Source organism: Sphingobium yanoikuyae (assembly GCF_034424525.1).
Classification (GTDB): domain Bacteria; phylum Pseudomonadota; class Alphaproteobacteria; order Sphingomonadales; family Sphingomonadaceae; genus Sphingobium; species Sphingobium yanoikuyae.
This window is the reverse complement of record NZ_CP139979.1, coordinates 3,296,190-3,311,834: the sequence shown is the minus strand read 5'-3', so window position 1 is coordinate 3,311,834 and position 15,645 is coordinate 3,296,190. Positions and strand designations below refer to the sequence as shown.

The window sequence follows — 15,645 nt, the reverse complement described above, 5'->3', positions numbered from 1 at the left end:
GCTCCAGCATTTTCAAAGCAGATGGCCACATCTGCTGACTCGGAAAATGCGGACAACAACGAAAATTGGAGCTTGATCCGGTTCAGTATGAACGGATCAAGCTCTGGCTTGGGCGCTGCCTGAGCCAGCCACGCCCTTATTACCTTAGATTGAAAAAGGGGGAGTCCCATGAAAGACCTCTACCCGTCCCGCCATGCCGACATGGCGGAATTCCTGCCGCGCCACGATCCGGTCGTCCATGCCGACTGGAGCGCCGGCGCGCCGATCAGCCGCGACCAGGCCGATGCCTTCGAGCGCGACGGCTATCTGGTGCTGGAAGACATTTTCTCCGACGCGGAAGTCGCCTTCCTCCAGCACGAGGCCCGCAAGCTGCTGGCTGATCCCGATGCGCTGGAAGCCGAAACGGTGATCACCGAACCGGGCGGCAAGGAAGTCCGTTCCATCTTCCGCATCCATGCCCAGAGCCGGGTGATCGAGCGGCTGGCGGCGGACAGCCGCCTGGTCGGCGTGGCCCGCTTCCTGCTGGGTGACGATGTCTATATCCACCAGTCACGACTCAATTATAAGCCCGGTTTCCAGGGCAAGGAATTCTACTGGCACAGCGATTTCGAGACCTGGCATGTGGAGGATGGCATGCCGCGCATGCGCGCGCTGTCCATGTCGGTGCTGCTGGCCGAAAACACGCCGCATAACGGCCCGCTGATGCTGATCCCCGGATCGCATCGCCAATATCTGACCTGCGTCGGCGAGACGCCCGAGGACCATTATCGCCAGTCGCTCAAGCGCCAGGAATATGGCGTTCCCGACGAGGACAGCCTGGCCGAACTGGCGCATCATCATGGCATCGTCGCGCCGACCGGCAAGCCCGGATCGGTGGTGATCTTCGACTGCAACATCATGCACGGGTCGAACGGCAACATCACGCCATTCCCGCGCGCCAATGCCTTCCTGGTCTATAATGCGGTGTCCAACCGGCTGGAGGCGCCCTTTGGTGTCGACCGGCCGCGCCCTGCGTTCATCGCCGCGCGCGGCGAACCGCCGGTCATCACGCCGATCAGCGGCCCCCTGATGCAGGAGGCGCTGGCATGAGCAGCCTGCATAGCGTCGAGAAGATCGGCGGCACATCCATGGCCGCGACCGCGACATTGTTCGACAATGTGCTGATCGCCGGCCGCAAGGGCGCGGACCTCTATCATCGCATCTTCGTCGTGTCGGCCTATGCCGGCATGACCGACCTGCTGCTGGAGCACAAGAAAAGCGGCGAGCCGGGTGTCTATGCCCGTTTCGTGGCGGACGAGGATGCGGACGGCTGGCGCCAGGCGATGGAGGCGGTGCGCCGCGCCATGCAGGAGCGCAATGCGACGATGTTCGTCCGCGCCGACCGGCTGGCGGAGGCCAATGCCTTTGTCGACATGCGGATCGATGCGGTCGCCGCCTGTCTCGACGATCTGGCGCGGCTGCGCAGCCATGGTCGCTTCTGCGTCAAGGAACAACTGGTGACGGTGCGGGAACTGCTGGCGGGTCTCGGCGAAGCGCATAGCGCGCATTCGACCGCGCTGCTGCTGCGCGACCGGGGCGTCAATGCGCAGTTTGTCGACCTGACCCTGTGGGACCAGCAGGACATGCGCGAGCTGGACGACCGGATCGGCCAGGCGTTCGCGCCGATCGACCTTTCCACCACCCTGCCGATCGTCACCGGCTATGCCGGATGCAGCGAGGGCATGGTGCGCCTTTATGCCCGTGGCTATTCGGAAATGACCTTTTCGCGCATTGCCGTGCTGACCAAGGCGCGCGAGGCGATCATCCACAAGGAGTTCCACCTGTCGAGCGCCGACCCGCGCCTGGTCGGCACGGACAAGGCGCGCAAGATCGGCCGCACCAATTATGATGTGGCGGACCAGCTTGCCAATCTGGGCATGGAGGCGATCCATCCCGGCGCCGGCCGGGGGCTGCGCCAGACCGACATTCCGCTGCGGGTGCGCAACACATTCGACCGGGAGGATGGCGGGACGCTGATCTGCGGCGCCTATGTGTCCGACACGCCGCGCGTCGAGATCGTCACCGGCGTGCGCCATGCGCAGGCGCTTATGTTCTTCGAGCAGGATATGGTCGGCGTGAAAGGCTATGACGCGGCGATATTGGACGCGCTGGCCCGCCATGGCGCCTGGATCGTCAGCAAGGCGTCGAACGCCAACACCATCACCCATTATCTGTCCGCCGATGCGGCGACGGTGAAGCGGGTGATCGCCGATTTGCAGGCGCGCTATCCCGACGCTGCCATATCGGCCCAGCCGGTGGCGATCGTGTCGGTCATCGGCAGCGACATATCCCGGCCGGGGCTGGTGCCCGACGCCCTGCAGGCGCTGGCCGATGCCCATGTGCCGATCGTCGCGATGCAGCACCAGATCCGCAATGTCGACCTGCAGTTCATCGTCGATGTCGATCATTATGAGACCGCCGTGGGCGCGCTGCACCGTGCCCTGGTGGAGGACGGGGCGGAACCGGCGGAGGATCGGCGCGCGGCCTGATCCGCTCCCGGTCATCCCCATGTTCGCCGCGATCCACCCCGTCCGCAGCCTGCTGCTCGCCATCTTCATGCTGATGGCGGGCAGCGGCTTCCTGTCCACGCTGATCGGCCTGCGGCTGGAGCGGGCAGGGGCAGGCACGATGGCGATCGGTGCGGTCGCCACCGCCTATTTCGGCGGACTTGTGGTGGGCGCGTTGCGGGCCGGAGCGATCGTGCGACAGGTGGGGCATATCCGCGCCTTCGCCGCCTTTGTCTCGCTGCTGTCGGCCAGCACATTGGCCTATGCGCTGGTCCAATATCCGCTCTTCTGGGCCTGCCTGCGCCTGATCGACGGCATCTGCGTCGCGGGCGTGTTTATTTGCCTTGAAAGCTGGCTCAACGACCGGGCGGAGGCGGAAACGCGCGGCAGCGTGCTCGCAGCCTATATGGTCGCCCTCTATTCGGGGCAGGCGGTCGGGCAATTGCTGCTGGGCGCCAGCGGCGCCTTGCCGGCGGTGCCGTTCCAGATCGCCTCCATTCTCATTTCCCTGGCCATCATCCCGTTATGTCTGACCCGCAGCAGCGCCCCCGCGCCGGTCGATGCGCAGGCCTTCACCATCCGCGCCCTCTATGCCGCGTCACCGCTTGGCACGGTCGGCTCGGTCGCGACCGGGCTGATGCTGGGCGCCTTCTATGGCATGGCGGCGGTGCATGTGCGCCGGCTGGGGCTGGATCTTGGCGCGACCGCCAGCTTCATGATGATCGTCATCCTGGGCGGCGTCGCGCTGCAATGGCCGCTGGGGCGCCTGTCGGACCGGCTCGACCGGCGGCGGGTGATCGTCGGCTGCTTTGCCGCGACGCTGGCGGTCTGCACGGCGCTGGCGATGCTGGTGTCGGGCGGCCCGCTGCTGCTGGCGCTTGGCGCCCTGTTCGGCGGCCTCAGCTTCGCCCTCTATCCGCTCTGCGTCGCGCACTGCAACGACCGGCTGCTGGCGACCGAGCGGGTCGCGGCGAGCGGGCGGCTGGTGCTGCTCTATTCGGTTGGCGCGGCGATCGGTCCGCTCGGCGCTGCGCTGCTGATGAGCCTGGCGCCGACGAGCGGCCTCTTTCTCTTCATTGCCCTGTGTGCCGGCGCGACGCTGGCCTTCGGCCTCTGGCGCCAGACGGCGACCCCGCCCGTGCCGGTGCCCGAACAGCAGGACTTCCAGATCGTGCCGCGCACCACGCCGGTGGCCTCGCTGCTCGATCCCAATACCGTAGACGGACTGACCGAATGACCGCTTCCGCCGTTCCTGCCACCGCTGCTGCCCCGATGCAGGCCGACAAGGCCACCTTGCGCCGGGCCATCGCCGCGTCGGCGCTGGGCAATGCCACCGAATGGTTCGACTATGGCATCTATGCCTATGGCGTGACCTATATTTCCGCCGCGCTCTTTCCCGGCGCGGTGGACGATGCCATTTTGTTCGCGCTGGCGACCTTTGCCATTTCCTTCCTCGTCCGGCCATTGGGTGGCTTGTTCTGGGGACCGCTGGGTGACCGGCTGGGGCGCAAGTCGGTGCTCGCGCTGACCATCTTGCTGATGTCGGGCGCGACGCTGGCCGTCGGCCTCATCCCTTCCTATGCGCAGATTGGCTGGGCGGCGCCCGCGCTGCTCATCATCCTGCGCATGGTGCAAGGTTTTTCGACTGGCGGCGAATATGGCGGGGCCGCGACCTTCATGGCCGAATATGCGCCCGACGAGCGGCGCGGCTTCTATGGCAGCTTCCTGGAGTTCGGCACGCTCGCCGGCTTCTCCTTCGGCGCGGCGCTGATGCTGGGCTTTTCGCTGCTGCTGGGGGACGCGGTCATGCATGCCTGGGGCTGGCGCATTCCCTTCCTGGTGGCCGCGCCCATGGGCCTCATCGGCATGTATCTGCGGTCGAGGATGGAGGACACGCCGGTCTTTCGCGAGCAGGCGGCCGAAGGCAGTGGATCGCCGTCCCTTTCCCGGCTGCTGCGTGATCATAAGCGGCCGATGCTGGTCGTGGGCGGGCTGGTCGTGGCGCTCAACGTCGTCAATTATACGCTGCTCAGCTACATGCCGACCTATTTGCAGCGCCGCATCGGCCTGTCTCCGGACGAGGCGCTGGTGGTGCCGATCATCGGCATGCTCTTCATGATGATCTTCCTGCCGATCGCCGGCCATATGTCCGATCGGGTGGGTAGGCGTCCGATGTGGCGGCTGTCGCTGATCGGCCTGCTGGTCGCGGTGGTGCCGCTCTACATGCTGATGGCGACGGGCCTGGTCGGCGCGATCATCGGCTTTGTCCTGCTCGGCCTGCTCTATGTGCCGCAACTGTCGACGATTTCGGCGACCTTCCCGGCGCTGTTCCCCACCGCCGCGCGCTTCGCCGGCTTCGCGATCGCCTATAATCTGTCGACCTCGCTGTTCGGCGGCACCGCGCCGGCGATCGGCAGCGCGCTGATCGGCATGACCGGCAATGAACTCATGCCGGCCTTCTACATGATGGCGGCCTGCATCATCGGCCTGATAGCGCTGCGCTTCATGCCGGAAACGGCAGGCCGGTCGCTCCATGACGATCCGTTCGGACGGGAGCGTGCCGCATGATCAGTCAGCTCTACATCGCGTCGGACAGCCTCCAGATCCTGACCCGCGGCTATGTCGACAATGTCTGGTTGCAGGCCGTGACGGGATTGCTGCTGCTTGGCGCATTCGCCTGGGCGGCCAACTGGGTGGCCAAGCGTATCGTCCTGGCCCTGTTGCTGCGGCTGATCGATCACCTGCCGTTCCGGGTCGAGGCCGCGCATATCGGCGCCGTCGTCGCGCGCCTGTCCAACATCGTGCCGGCGCTCATCATCCAGTCGGGCGTCGCCGCCGTCCCGCATCTGCCGGTGCGGCTCGCCGGCTTCATCGCCAGCCTGTGCGCCGCCTTCATCATCCTGACCTTGGCCATCGCCTTGAGCGGCCTGCTGACGCTCGGCAACGATCTGTATCAGCGCCGCCCTGACGCTGCGAACCGGCCGATCAAGGGCTATGTCCAGGTGGCCAAGCTGCTGGTCTATGGCGCGGCGAGCATCCTGATGATCGCGGCGCTGATGGACCAGTCGCCCTTGCTGCTATTGTCGGGGCTGGGGGCGATGGCGGCCGTGCTGATGCTGGTGTTCAAGGACACGATCCTGTCGCTGGTCGCATCCGTCCAGATCGGCTCCAACGACATGGTCCGGGTGGGCGACTGGATCGAGATGCCGCAACTCGACGCCAATGGCGACGTGATCGACATCGCGCTGCACACGGTGAAGGTCCAGAATTTCGATCGCACCATCACCACCATCCCGACGCACAGGCTGATCAGCGAGAGTTTTCGCAACTGGCGCGGGATGCAGGAATCGGGCGGCCGCCGGATCATGCGGGCGCTGGTGATCGACCAGAACAGCGTCGGGTTTCTCGATGAGGCAGGGTTGGCGGCGGTCGCGCGCTTCGGCCTGCTCCGGACCTATCTGCACGACAAGCAGGATGATCTCTCGCGCTGGAATGGGGATCATGCAGCGGGCAACAGGCTGGATGGTCGGCGGCTGACCAACATCGGCACCTTTCGCGCCTATGTGCTGGCCTATCTGCGCGCGCATGGCGGTGCTGCTGGCGGGCATGGGTGAGGCCGTGCCGGGCGTGACCGTCAATCGGCTTTGCAGCTCCGGCCTCAATGCGCTGGGCATGGCGGCGCAGGCGATCCGCAGCGGCGACGCCGATTTCCTGATCGCCGGTGGCGCCGAGAGCATGACCCGCGCGCCCTATGTGCTGGGCAAGGCCGGCAGCGCCTTTGGCCGCGACCAGAAGATTGAAGACACGACGCTCGGCTGGCGCTTCATCAATCCGGCGATGCAGGCCGCCTATGGCGTCGATACCATGCCCCAGACTGGCGAGAATGTCGCCGAACAATGGGGCGTCAGCCGCGAGGAGCAGGATCGCTTTGCCCTGGCCAGCCAGGAAAAGGCCGCACGCGCGCAGGCGAACGGGCGCTTCGCTGCCGAGATCGTGCCGGTCTCGATCCCGCAGAAGAGGGGCGATCCGCTGCTGTTCGAGGCGGACGAGCATCTGCGCGCCACCAGCCTGGAGGCGCTGGCGAAGCTGAAGCCGGTAGTGAAGGCCGACGGCACGGTGACGGCGGGCAATGCGTCGGGCCTGAATGATGGGGCGGCGGCGATGTTGGTCGCGTCGGAAGCGGCTGCGGTGACGCACGGCCTGACGCCGCGTGCTCGGGTGATCGGCATGGCGGCGGCCGGCATCGCACCCCGCATCATGGGCGCCGGTCCGATCGAGGCGGCGCGCAAGCTGCTCGCCCGTAACGACATGACCGTCGATCAACTGGATGTGATCGAACTCAATGAGGCCTTTGCCAGCCAGGCGATCGCCACGCTGCGCGACCTGGCCGTCGATCCCTTCGACCCGCGCGTCAATCCCAATGGCGGCGCGATTGCGCTCGGCCATCCGCTCGGCATGTCGGGCGCGCGCATCGCCCTGTCGGCGGTCGAGCAACTGCATCGGACCGGCGGCCGCCATGCGCTGGCCTTCATGTGCATCGGCGTGGGCCAGGGCCTCGCCCTGCTGCTGGAGCGGGTGTGATGGACCGCGCAGATATTGTCATCGTCGGGGCCGGCCATGGCGGCGCGCAATGCGCGATCGCGCTGCGCCAGAACGGATTTGCCGGGACCATCATGGTGATCGGCCGCGAGCCGGAATATCCCTATGAACGGCCGCCGCTGTCGAAGGATTATTTCGCGCGGGAAAAGGCGTTCGAGCGGCTGCTGATCCGGCCGGCCGCTTTCTGGGCGGAAAAGGATGTGAACTTCCTGCTCGGCACCGAAGTGACGGCGGTCGATCCGGCCGGCAAGCAACTGACGCTCTCCGACGGGCGTAGCCTTGGCTATGGCAAGCTCATTTGGGCGACCGGCGGCGATCCGCGCCGGCTGAGCTGCGCTGGCGCCAATCTGGCCGGCGTGCATGCGGTGCGGACCCGCGCCGACTGCGACGCGCTGATGGCCGAAATCGACGCGGGCAAGCGCGAGATCGTGGTCATCGGCGGCGGCTATATCGGGCTTGAGGCGGCCGCGGTGCTGAGCAAGATGGGCCTCAAGGTCACTTTGCTGGAAGCGTTGCCGCGCGTGCTGGCGCGGGTGGCGGGCGAGGAATTGTCCGCCTTCTACCAGCAGGTCCATCGCGACCATGGCGTCGACCTGCGCCTGGATGCCAGGGTCGATTGCCTGGAGGGGGCGGACGGCCAGGTGACGGCGGTGCGAATGGCGGATGGCGAGCGCATCCCCGCGCAGGCGGTCATCGTGGGTATTGGCATCATACCGGCGGTCGAGCCGCTGATCCGTGCCGGGGCCAAGGGCGCCAATGGCGTCGATGTCGATGCCGGATGCCGGACCTCGCTGCCCGACATCTATGCCATCGGCGACTGCGCCGCCTTCGCCTGCGACTTTGCCGGCGGGCAGGTGATGCGGGTGGAATCGGTCCAGAATGCCAATGACATGGCGACCTGCGTGGCGAAGGCGATCTGCGGCGACGAACGGCCCTATCGCGCCTTCCCCTGGTTCTGGTCGAACCAATATGATCTCAAGCTCCAGACCGCCGGGATAAACGCAGGTTTCGACCAGACGGTGATGCGCGGCACGTCCGCCGACGGCGCCTTCTCGATCGTCTACCTCAGGGAAGGCAAGGTCATCGCGCTCGACTGCGTGAACAGCGTGAAGGACTATGTGCAGGGGCGCAAGCTGGTCGAGGCAGGAGTCAGACCTGACATTGCGAATTTGGCAGATGTCGATACGGCACTCAAGGCGCTTGTTGACGTGTAGAGATTGAATATATTTCGTAAAATTGGCGTTGGCTGTCCGAATAATTCCGGACCATCTAAGGTTATATTTACGAAAATCGAAGATATGTACTTAGATTTTGCCTGGTGGCTGACTCTTTCAGCCAGCGCGACCCCTCCAAATTTTATCCTGATGGGCCCGAGATATATCGATCTAGGCAGGCCTGGGCGGGCAGGACAGGCGGACGCCTGAATTCTTGTCAAATTGCGAATTTGGGCATCGTATCGGATTTGGTCGGGAAAATTTGGCGGAGCGGGAGGGATTCGAACCCTCGATACGCTTTTGACGTATACTCACTTTCCAGGCGAGCGCCTTCGACCACTCGGCCACCGCTCCGCATGCACTGGAGGCGGCTCCCTATCGCGCGACAACGCACTAGGCAAGGGGATGCTTTACTTTCTTGCGCAGCAATTGTTTGATCGGGTCATGACCCTTCGCCGCCGTGTTGCGCTGCTTGCGCCCTTCATCGCCATCCTGCCCCTTGCCGCTGCCGATGCGGCCGATCCGCCGGCCACGCCCAGCGCGGTCGTGGCGCAGGCGCCGGCCAGTGCCTGGCGCACCGTCCCGGCGCAGGATTTGCTGGTGATGACGATCGAGGGTGGCAAGCGCGTGGTGATCCAGCTGGCGCCGCAATTCGGTCCGCGCCATGTCGCCAATATCCGCGCGCTTGCCACCGCCCATTGGTGGGACGGCACCAGCATCAACCGGGTGCAGGACAATTATGTCGTCCAATGGGGCGACGCGACCGAGAAGAAGCCGCTGCCCGCCGGCCTCGCGCCGACCAGTCCGGTGGACTATGTCCAGTCGCTTGGAGGCATGAAGGCGAAGCTGACGCCGCTGCCCTATCCCGATCCCTATGCGCGCGCGACCGGCTTCATCGATGGCTGGCCGGTGGCGATCGACGGGGAGGCCGCCTGGCTGCCGCACTGCTATGGCATGATCGGCGTCGGTCGCAACATGTCGCCCGACGCTGGCACGGGCGCGGAACTCTACACAGTGATCGGTCAGGCGCCGCGCCAGCTCGATCGCAACATCGCGGTGGTAGGCCGTATCGTCGAGGGGATGACCGCGCTCACCAGCCTGCCGCGCGGCAGTGGTGAACTGGGTTTCTACACCGACGCCGAGCGCAAGCTGCCGATCATCTCGGTGCGGCTGGCAAGCGATCTGCCCGAAACGGAGCGCCCTAGCTTCCAGGTGATGGATACCGGTTCGGCCAGTTTTGCCGACTATCTGCGGCTGCGCGCCAACCGGAAGGATGATTTCTACGACCGGCCTGCCGGGGGCGTTGATCTGTGCAACGCGCCGGTGCCGGTGCGTCCCGCGCCCTAAATAGGCAGATCACGGAGCCGATAGCCGCGCCAGTCGCGGATGCGGCGGATGGCGAAGCTGGTGCGGATCGCCGACACGCCAGGCAGGCGGGCGAGGCAGTCGCGATGGACCGCGTCGAAGCCCTTGAGGTCGGCGGCGGCGACCCGCAGCAGATAGTCGGCCTGGCCCGCCATCAGATGGCATTCCAATATTTCCGGGAAGCCCGCGACCGCGCTCTCGAACCGTTCCATCGCCTCGCGGCTCTGGCTGGTCAGCGAAATTTCGACAAAGGCCTGGAGCGTCAGGCCCAGCGCCGCCGGATCGAGCCGGGCGGCATAGCCCTCGATCATGCCGGCATCCTCCAGCGCGCGGATGCGGCGATGGCAGGCGGAGGAGGAGAGGCCGATCTGCTCGCCCAGCTCGTTCATCGACCGGCGGGAATCGCTTTGCAGCGCCTCCAGCAACGCGATGTCGAACCGATCCATGCAATGTCATCCCGATGAAATAAGATTTCGCAATATATCGTCCTGCATGCGGGCGATCGCAAGCGCAAATCAGGGAACAATCGCCACCCGCTTGGCGATATGATGAGGCCACAACCGGCGGGGCTGCGTTGTCCTTTCAGGATGGGCCATCCCGCTGCAAAATGGAGAGCGTCTCATGATCGTCGGCACCGTCAAGGAAATCAAGAATCACGAATATCGCGTCGGCCTGACCCCCGAGAGCGTCCATGAACTGACGGCCCATGGCCATGCGGTTCTGGTCGAGACCGGCGCGGGTGAGGGCATCGGCGCGCATGACGCGCTCTATGAGCGGGCCGGCGCCACCATCATCGCGACGGCCGCCGAAGTGTTCGCGCGCGCCGAGATGATCGTCAAGGTGAAGGAGCCCCAGGCCGTCGAGCGCGCGATGCTGCGCCCCGGCCAGATCCTCTACACCTATCTCCACCTCGCGCCCGATCCGGAGCAGACCCGCGACCTGATCGCCTCGGGTGCGACCTGCATCGCCTATGAAACCGTGACCGATGCGAGCGGCGGCCTGCCGCTGCTGAAGCCCATGAGCCAGGTGGCCGGCCGCATGTCGATCCAGGCCGGTGCCACAGCCCTTGAAAAGGCGCATGGCGGCCGCGGCGTGCTGCTGGGCGGCGTGCCGGGCGTGCTGCCGGCCAAGGTCGTCGTGATCGGCGGCGGCGTCGTCGGCTTCAACGCGGCGCAGATGGCGGCCGGTCTTGGCGCCGACGTCACCATTCTCGACCGCAATCCCGAAGTGCTCGAAAAGCTGGGCATGTATTTCGAGGCGCGCGCCAAGACCCGTTTCTCGAACCGCGCGAACCTGGCCGAATGCGTGGCCGAGGCGGATCTGGTGATCGGTGCGGTGCTGATTCCGGGCGCCGCTGCGCCCAAGCTGGTCAGCGCCGACATGCTCAAGACCATGAAGAAGGGCGCAGTGCTGGTCGACGTCGCGATCGACCAGGGCGGCTGCTTCGAAACCAGCCATGCCACGACCCATGCCGACCCGACCTACATCATCGACGGCATCGTCCATTATTGCGTCGCCAACATGCCCGGTGCGGTCGCCCGCACCAGCACCTATGCACTCAATAACGTGACCCTGCCGCATGCGCTGCGCATCGCCGAACTGGGCTGGAAGGACGCGCTGCGCCGCGATCCGCACCTGCTCGCGGGCCTCAATGTCTGGGACGGCAAGGTCACCTACAAGGCCGTCGCCGACGATCTCGGCCTGCCCTACACCCCGGCGGAAGACGCGATCGCCTGATCGCGCCGCCCCCTGTTTCCCGGCGTCCCCGACAGGCGCCGGGCAAAAGGACGCCAGCCCTCCCTTGCGGGGCTGGCGTCCTTTTATTTTGCGCCGTTTTTCGTCTGGCGCGACGTCGCGTCGCCGGGCTTTGTTTCCCGATTGTCAAATAAACGCCATGGATTCTCTTGCGGGTTCCAAGATCTCGTTCGTCTAGTCGGGCAGGGGGACATGACCACATGCCCCCCATGCATCCTGGTTCCGCCGAAGAGAGGCATGGTTTAACATCATGGTCGATTTCCCCACATTCGCCGCCTTGATCCAAAAAGGCGATCGCTCCATCATGCGCGCCGGTCGCGCACTGCAGAAAGGGGCGTGCTGATGTCCGGTGATATCATGACCTGGCTCGTGCCGCTGGTTGCCATGCTGGCCGCCGGCCTGCTCGCCGGCTTTGCCGCCGGCATCTTCGGCATCGGCGGCGGCTTCGTCGTCGTGCCGGCGCTGCTGGTGGTGCTGCCGCTGCTGGGCGGGACGAAGGACGGCATCGCCCATGTCGCGATCGGCACGTCGGCGGCGACGATCATCCTGACCTCCATCCGATCGCTGCTGGCGCATTCCAAGCGCGGCGCGGTGGAGTTCGACGTCCTCAAGACATGGGCGCCCTGGATCATATTGGGCTGCGGCGCGGGTGTCGTGCTGGCGGGCCATGTCGATGGCCGCACGCTCAAGATGATCTTCGGCGCAGGCGTCATCCTGATGTCGCTCAACTTCCTGATCCCGGTGCTGAACGGCAAGGTGATCAGCGACCAGATGCCGTCGGGGCTGGCGCGCATCGGCATTGCAGGCGGGCTAGGCACCTTTTCCTCGCTGCTGGGCATCGGCGGCGGCACCATTGCCATCATGACGATGACGCTGTGCGGCCGCACCATTCACCGCGCCATCGCCACCGCATCGGGCATCGGCACGCTGATCGCCATCCCGACCACCATCGGCTTTGCCATCATCGGCTTTCGCGAAGGCGGCCTGCCCTGGGGTTCGCTGGGCTATATCAACATCCCCGCGACGATAGCGATCGCATCGATGTCGATGCTGACCGCGCCGCTGGGCGTGGCCGCCGCCCACAGCCTGCCCGCCGGGCCGCTGAAGAAGATTTTCGGCGTCTATCTGCTGATCATCGGTGCGCTGATGCTGCGCGCGGGGCTCAAGATCTGATAATGATCTGATAATCCGGCTGTTTGAGAAAGCCGGTACCAGCCCGCTCCCCCGCCCAACCGCCCGACAGGATGACACTGGATCGGGCGGTTGGGCGGGGGAGCGGGCTGGTGCCGTAACCAAAAATCGCTCTTTCGCGATTTTTCAAACAGGCTCTTAACGGCCGCCAGTGACCGCCTTAACAGGCTTTGTCACTGGCAGCCGTTCGCGCTATCTGACAGGCGGTGAAGATGGCGCAAACCGACCCGATTTCCGTGCTGCTGGTGGAAGATGACCCGGCGGCCCGCGCCAATATCGCCGAAATCCTCGTCCGCGCCGGCATGGTCGTCGACCTGGCCGAGGATGGCGCGGAAGGGCTCAAGCGCGCCGCATCGGGCCGCTATCATGTCATCATCCTCGATCGCACCCTGCCGCATCTTTCGGGCATCGACGTGGTGACGCGCATGCGCGTCGCCGGGATCGAGGCGCCGGTGCTGATGCTGTCCGCGCTCGGCCGCAGCGAGCATCGGGTCGAGGGGCTGGAAAGCGGCGTCGATGACTATATGGCCAAGCCCTTCGAACCGGACGAACTGATCGCCCGCGTGCGCGCTTTGTGGCGCCGGGCCGGGCGGTTGCAGCAGGATTCGGTGCTGCTGTTCGGCGATCTGGAATGCCATGTGAAGGCGCGCACCGCCCATCGCGGCGGCCGCCATGTGCCGCTGTCGCCCAAGGAATTTGCGCTGTTCCGCTACCTCATGGAACATGCCGGCGAAGTGGTCACGCGCGAGATGCTGCTGCGCCATGTGTGGAAACTCAGCTTCGATCCCCAGACCAATGTCGTCGACGTCAATGTCGGCCGCCTGCGCCGCAAGCTGGAGGAAGGGTTCGACAGCGCCGTCCTGGAGACGGTCTGGGGCACCGGCTATCGGCTGATCGCCGCCCATGGCTAGGTTCGGCCTGCTGCGCTCGGTCTTCGGCCGGGTCACGCTGTCGGCCCTGCTGGTCAGCCTGGCATCCACGCTGGTGCTGTTCCTGGTGGTCGAACGGATCGTCGAGACCGACGGGCGCGTGATGCTGGGGCGAGAGGTCGATACCGATCTGGCGGGCCTGGCCGACATCTATGTCAGCAGTGGCGAGGCGGAACTGAGGGCGCGCATCGCCGATCGACTGGCGATGGAGCGCGGCGATAGCGAAAAGGCCTATTATCTGCTCGCCGATGCGGCCGGGCGCCGGGTGGCGGGCAATATCGATCACTGGCCCGCCCTGGCGTCCGAAGTATCCGAAGCCCGGCTGATCCGCCTGCCCGGCGGCGACCGCATGTTCGCGCGGGCGACGCTGCTTGGTCCCGACACCCGGCTGATCGTCGGGCGCAGCAACATTCGGGCGCGGGCGCTGCAGACCCGGCTCGCCATCGCCTTTGCCATTGCCGGCGCCATCGTCGCCCTGCTCAGCCTTGCCGCCGGCCATTTCGCGGCGCGCCGCCTGCGGCGTCGGGTCGAACGGATCAACCATGTCTTCGACGCGGTGCGCGCCGGCGATATCGGTGCGCGCGCACGCGCCACCGGGGCGAGCGACGAACTGGCCGAACTGGCGGCGAACACCAATGCGATGCTGGATCAGGTGCAGCGGCTGATGGAGGCCCAGCGCTCCGTGTCGGATCAGACCGCGCACGAGATCCGCACCCCGCTGATGCATCTCGACACGCGTATCCTGAAAGCGATGGAACGGACCGGGGATGAGGGGCTGTTGCGGACCCTGGGCCGGTCGCGCGACGAGATTCGCAGTGTCGTGCGGCTGCTCGATTCCCTGCTCGACATTGCCGGCACCCAGGCATTGCGCGGCGATCGCCGGGGCCTTGCCGATGTCGACCTCAGCGAGATCGCCGACAATCTGGCGGACCTTTATGGCGCCAGTGCAGAGGATCTGGGCATCGCCTTCAACGCGATGGTGGCGCCGGGCATATCCTTCCGCGCCGATCCGATGCAGATCACCCGGCTCTTGTCCAACCTGCTCGACAATGCGTTCAAATATGTGCCGCGCGGCGGCAGCGTGCTGCTCAGCCTGGCGCCGGGGCCGCTGATCATCGTGCAGGATAATGGCCGGGGCATACCGGCCGATGCGCGCGAACTGGTCTTCGACCGCTATGTCCGGCTCGATCCGTCGCCCGGCAGCGGCCATGGTCTGGGGCTGGCGCTGGCCCGTGCGATTGCCGAACGCCATGGCCTGACCATCCATGTCGAGGATGCCGCGCCCGGCGCCCGCTTCGTCGTGCAGCCGGAGATGGCGGATGATTAGGCTCTTCCTGCCCCTGCTGATGCTGGGCGTCGGCCCGGTCGCGGTGGTCGAGGAGCCGATGCCGACCGATGCGCTGATGCGCACCCTGGCGGAGGGGGATCTGGCGCAGGCGAGGGGTGATCAAGCCGCACTCGCGGCGGCGGCCGACACTCTCAAGCTGCTCGGCGCGCGCCCGGCGGAGGGGCAGGATGACCTGTCCTCCCTCTGGTCGCAGCAGGCGCAGGCCGGCGGTGCCGTCCATGCCGGGCCGGTCTATCGCGGCCGCGCGCTCGGCCCCGCCTATCGCCGTGGGTCTCTGGCGGCGGGCGGGCGGGTGACGCTGCGCCAGTTGTTCCTTGCCGGCCAGCGCGCGCAGATTTCGGTGGCACGCGCCACCGGCATCGCCGCATCCCTGTCGGTCCGGGTGCGCAATGCCGATGGCGGCACGCTGTGCGCCAAGCCGGTGGCCGCGCCGCAGGCCGATTGCGCCTGGCTGCCGCTGTTCACCGAACGCTATGCGATCGAGATAGAGAATGGCGGCAGCGCGCCGGCGACCTTCTATCTGGTGATCCGCTGATCTGATCCCAATCATCTGAAAACAGGGCGGAAAAGCCCGACATTCGGCCCTTTTGGGCGCTGCGGCCCACCGCCGCCGGGCCTCGCTTCGTCCATTCTGCACATCCGTTCAGGCGCAAAATGCCGGTCCCGGTGCGTTATTGCCGCAGGTTCGATGAGGAAAG

Annotated in this window: 12 protein-coding genes, 1 tRNA gene and 2 pseudogenes; 13 read left to right on the top strand and 2 right to left on the bottom strand. The window is 66.0% G+C overall.

The window, feature by feature from the left end; all coding sequences use genetic code 11:
- The first annotated feature begins 168 nt into the window (after window positions 1-168).
- From thpD to U0025_RS15320, 7 genes and pseudogenes are all read left to right on the top strand, one after another.
- Window positions 169-1,089, top strand: a complete 921-nt coding sequence (gene thpD, locus U0025_RS15350; protein ID WP_004208300.1) for an ectoine hydroxylase — start codon at window positions 169-171, stop codon at window positions 1,087-1,089.
- Window positions 1,086-2,528: an aspartate kinase gene (locus tag U0025_RS15345; protein WP_004208299.1), complete on the top strand. Its 1,443-nt coding sequence runs from the start codon at window positions 1,086-1,088 to the stop codon at window positions 2,526-2,528. The genes thpD and U0025_RS15345 overlap by 4 nt, the downstream gene beginning before the upstream one ends.
- A gap of 19 nt (window positions 2,529-2,547) precedes the next feature.
- Window positions 2,548-3,783 (top strand): MFS transporter, encoded by a 1,236-nt coding sequence (locus U0025_RS15340; protein WP_004208298.1) that lies wholly within the window; start codon window positions 2,548-2,550, stop codon window positions 3,781-3,783.
- Window positions 3,780-5,114 carry an MFS transporter gene (locus U0025_RS15335; RefSeq protein ID WP_004208297.1) on the top strand — a complete coding sequence of 445 codons (1,335 nt, stop codon included), beginning with the start codon at window positions 3,780-3,782 and terminating at the stop codon, window positions 5,112-5,114. The genes U0025_RS15340 and U0025_RS15335 overlap by 4 nt, the downstream gene beginning before the upstream one ends.
- Window positions 5,111-6,133 (top strand): annotated as a pseudogene (locus U0025_RS15330) (mechanosensitive ion channel family protein); the annotation flags it as partial. The gene U0025_RS15335 and the pseudogene U0025_RS15330, both read left to right, overlap by 4 nt.
- Window positions 6,126-7,127: pseudogene (locus U0025_RS15325) on the top strand (acetyl-CoA C-acyltransferase); the annotation flags it as partial. The pseudogenes U0025_RS15330 and U0025_RS15325, both read left to right, overlap by 8 nt.
- Window positions 7,127-8,359: an NAD(P)/FAD-dependent oxidoreductase gene (locus U0025_RS15320; protein ID WP_004208292.1), complete on the top strand. Its 1,233-nt coding sequence runs from the start codon at window positions 7,127-7,129 to the stop codon at window positions 8,357-8,359. The pseudogene U0025_RS15325 and the gene U0025_RS15320, both read left to right, overlap by 1 nt.
- A 263-nt stretch (window positions 8,360-8,622) precedes the next feature.
- On the opposite strand, the gene U0025_RS15315 is transcribed toward U0025_RS15320, so the two are convergent.
- Window positions 8,623-8,713 (bottom strand) — tRNA-Ser (locus U0025_RS15315).
- Window positions 8,714-8,803: 90 nt separating this feature from the next.
- Between U0025_RS15315 and U0025_RS15310 the strand changes: the two genes are divergently transcribed.
- Window positions 8,804-9,706 (top strand): peptidylprolyl isomerase, encoded by a 903-nt coding sequence (locus U0025_RS15310; protein ID WP_037490477.1) that lies wholly within the window; start codon window positions 8,804-8,806, stop codon window positions 9,704-9,706.
- Here the strand turns inward: U0025_RS15310 and U0025_RS15305 are convergent.
- On the bottom strand, window positions 9,703-10,170 hold the full coding sequence (locus U0025_RS15305) for an Lrp/AsnC family transcriptional regulator (RefSeq protein WP_004208290.1): 468 nt from the start codon (window positions 10,168-10,170) through the stop codon (window positions 9,703-9,705). The genes U0025_RS15310 and U0025_RS15305 overlap by 4 nt on opposite strands.
- A 175-nt stretch (window positions 10,171-10,345) precedes the next feature.
- On the opposite strand from U0025_RS15305, the gene ald reads away from it, so the two are divergent.
- The 5 genes from ald to U0025_RS15280 all read left to right on the top strand — a co-directional run bounded on the left by ald (window position 10,346) and on the right by U0025_RS15280 (window position 15,482).
- Window positions 10,346-11,461 carry an alanine dehydrogenase gene (gene ald, locus U0025_RS15300; protein WP_004208289.1) on the top strand — a complete coding sequence of 372 codons (1,116 nt, stop codon included), beginning with the start codon at window positions 10,346-10,348 and terminating at the stop codon, window positions 11,459-11,461.
- Between the two features lie 360 nt (window positions 11,462-11,821).
- Entirely contained in the window at window positions 11,822-12,652 is an 831-nt protein-coding gene (locus tag U0025_RS15295) for a sulfite exporter TauE/SafE family protein (RefSeq protein ID WP_004208288.1), read from the top strand.
- A 230-nt stretch (window positions 12,653-12,882) separates the two neighbouring features.
- Window positions 12,883-13,581, top strand: coding sequence for a response regulator transcription factor (locus U0025_RS15290; RefSeq protein ID WP_004208287.1), 699 nt, complete (start codon window positions 12,883-12,885; stop codon window positions 13,579-13,581).
- Complete coding sequence (locus U0025_RS15285) at window positions 13,574-14,926, top strand: sensor histidine kinase (RefSeq protein ID WP_004208286.1); 1,353 nt, start codon at window positions 13,574-13,576, stop codon at window positions 14,924-14,926. The genes U0025_RS15290 and U0025_RS15285 overlap by 8 nt, the downstream gene beginning before the upstream one ends.
- Window positions 14,919-15,482: a hypothetical protein gene (locus tag U0025_RS15280; protein ID WP_004208284.1), complete on the top strand. Its 564-nt coding sequence runs from the start codon at window positions 14,919-14,921 to the stop codon at window positions 15,480-15,482. The genes U0025_RS15285 and U0025_RS15280 overlap by 8 nt, the downstream gene beginning before the upstream one ends.
- The last annotated feature ends 163 nt before the right edge of the window (window positions 15,483-15,645 follow it).

What these genes read in the sequence shown, in the direction of transcription:
- U0025_RS15335 (WP_004208297.1), top strand. Translation starts at nt 3,780, where the DNA reads ATGACCGCTTCCGCCGTTCCTGCCACCGCTGCTGCCCCGATGCAGGCC.
- ald (WP_004208289.1), top strand. Translation starts at nt 10,346, where the DNA reads ATGATCGTCGGCACCGTCAAGGAAATCAAGAATCACGAATATCGCGTC.
- U0025_RS15305 (WP_004208290.1), bottom strand. Translation starts at nt 10,170, where the DNA reads ATGGATCGGTTCGACATCGCGTTGCTGGAGGCGCTGCAAAGCGATTCC.
- thpD (WP_004208300.1), top strand. Translation starts at nt 169, where the DNA reads ATGAAAGACCTCTACCCGTCCCGCCATGCCGACATGGCGGAATTCCTG.
- U0025_RS15280 (WP_004208284.1), top strand. Translation starts at nt 14,919, where the DNA reads ATGATTAGGCTCTTCCTGCCCCTGCTGATGCTGGGCGTCGGCCCGGTC.
- U0025_RS15285 (WP_004208286.1), top strand. Translation starts at nt 13,574, where the DNA reads ATGGCTAGGTTCGGCCTGCTGCGCTCGGTCTTCGGCCGGGTCACGCTG.
- U0025_RS15340 (WP_004208298.1), top strand. Translation starts at nt 2,548, where the DNA reads ATGTTCGCCGCGATCCACCCCGTCCGCAGCCTGCTGCTCGCCATCTTC.
- U0025_RS15320 (WP_004208292.1), top strand. Translation starts at nt 7,127, where the DNA reads ATGGACCGCGCAGATATTGTCATCGTCGGGGCCGGCCATGGCGGCGCG.
- U0025_RS15295 (WP_004208288.1), top strand. Translation starts at nt 11,822, where the DNA reads ATGTCCGGTGATATCATGACCTGGCTCGTGCCGCTGGTTGCCATGCTG.
- U0025_RS15345 (WP_004208299.1), top strand. Translation starts at nt 1,086, where the DNA reads ATGAGCAGCCTGCATAGCGTCGAGAAGATCGGCGGCACATCCATGGCC.
- U0025_RS15310 (WP_037490477.1), top strand. Translation starts at nt 8,804, where the DNA reads ATGACCCTTCGCCGCCGTGTTGCGCTGCTTGCGCCCTTCATCGCCATC.
- U0025_RS15290 (WP_004208287.1), top strand. Translation starts at nt 12,883, where the DNA reads ATGGCGCAAACCGACCCGATTTCCGTGCTGCTGGTGGAAGATGACCCG.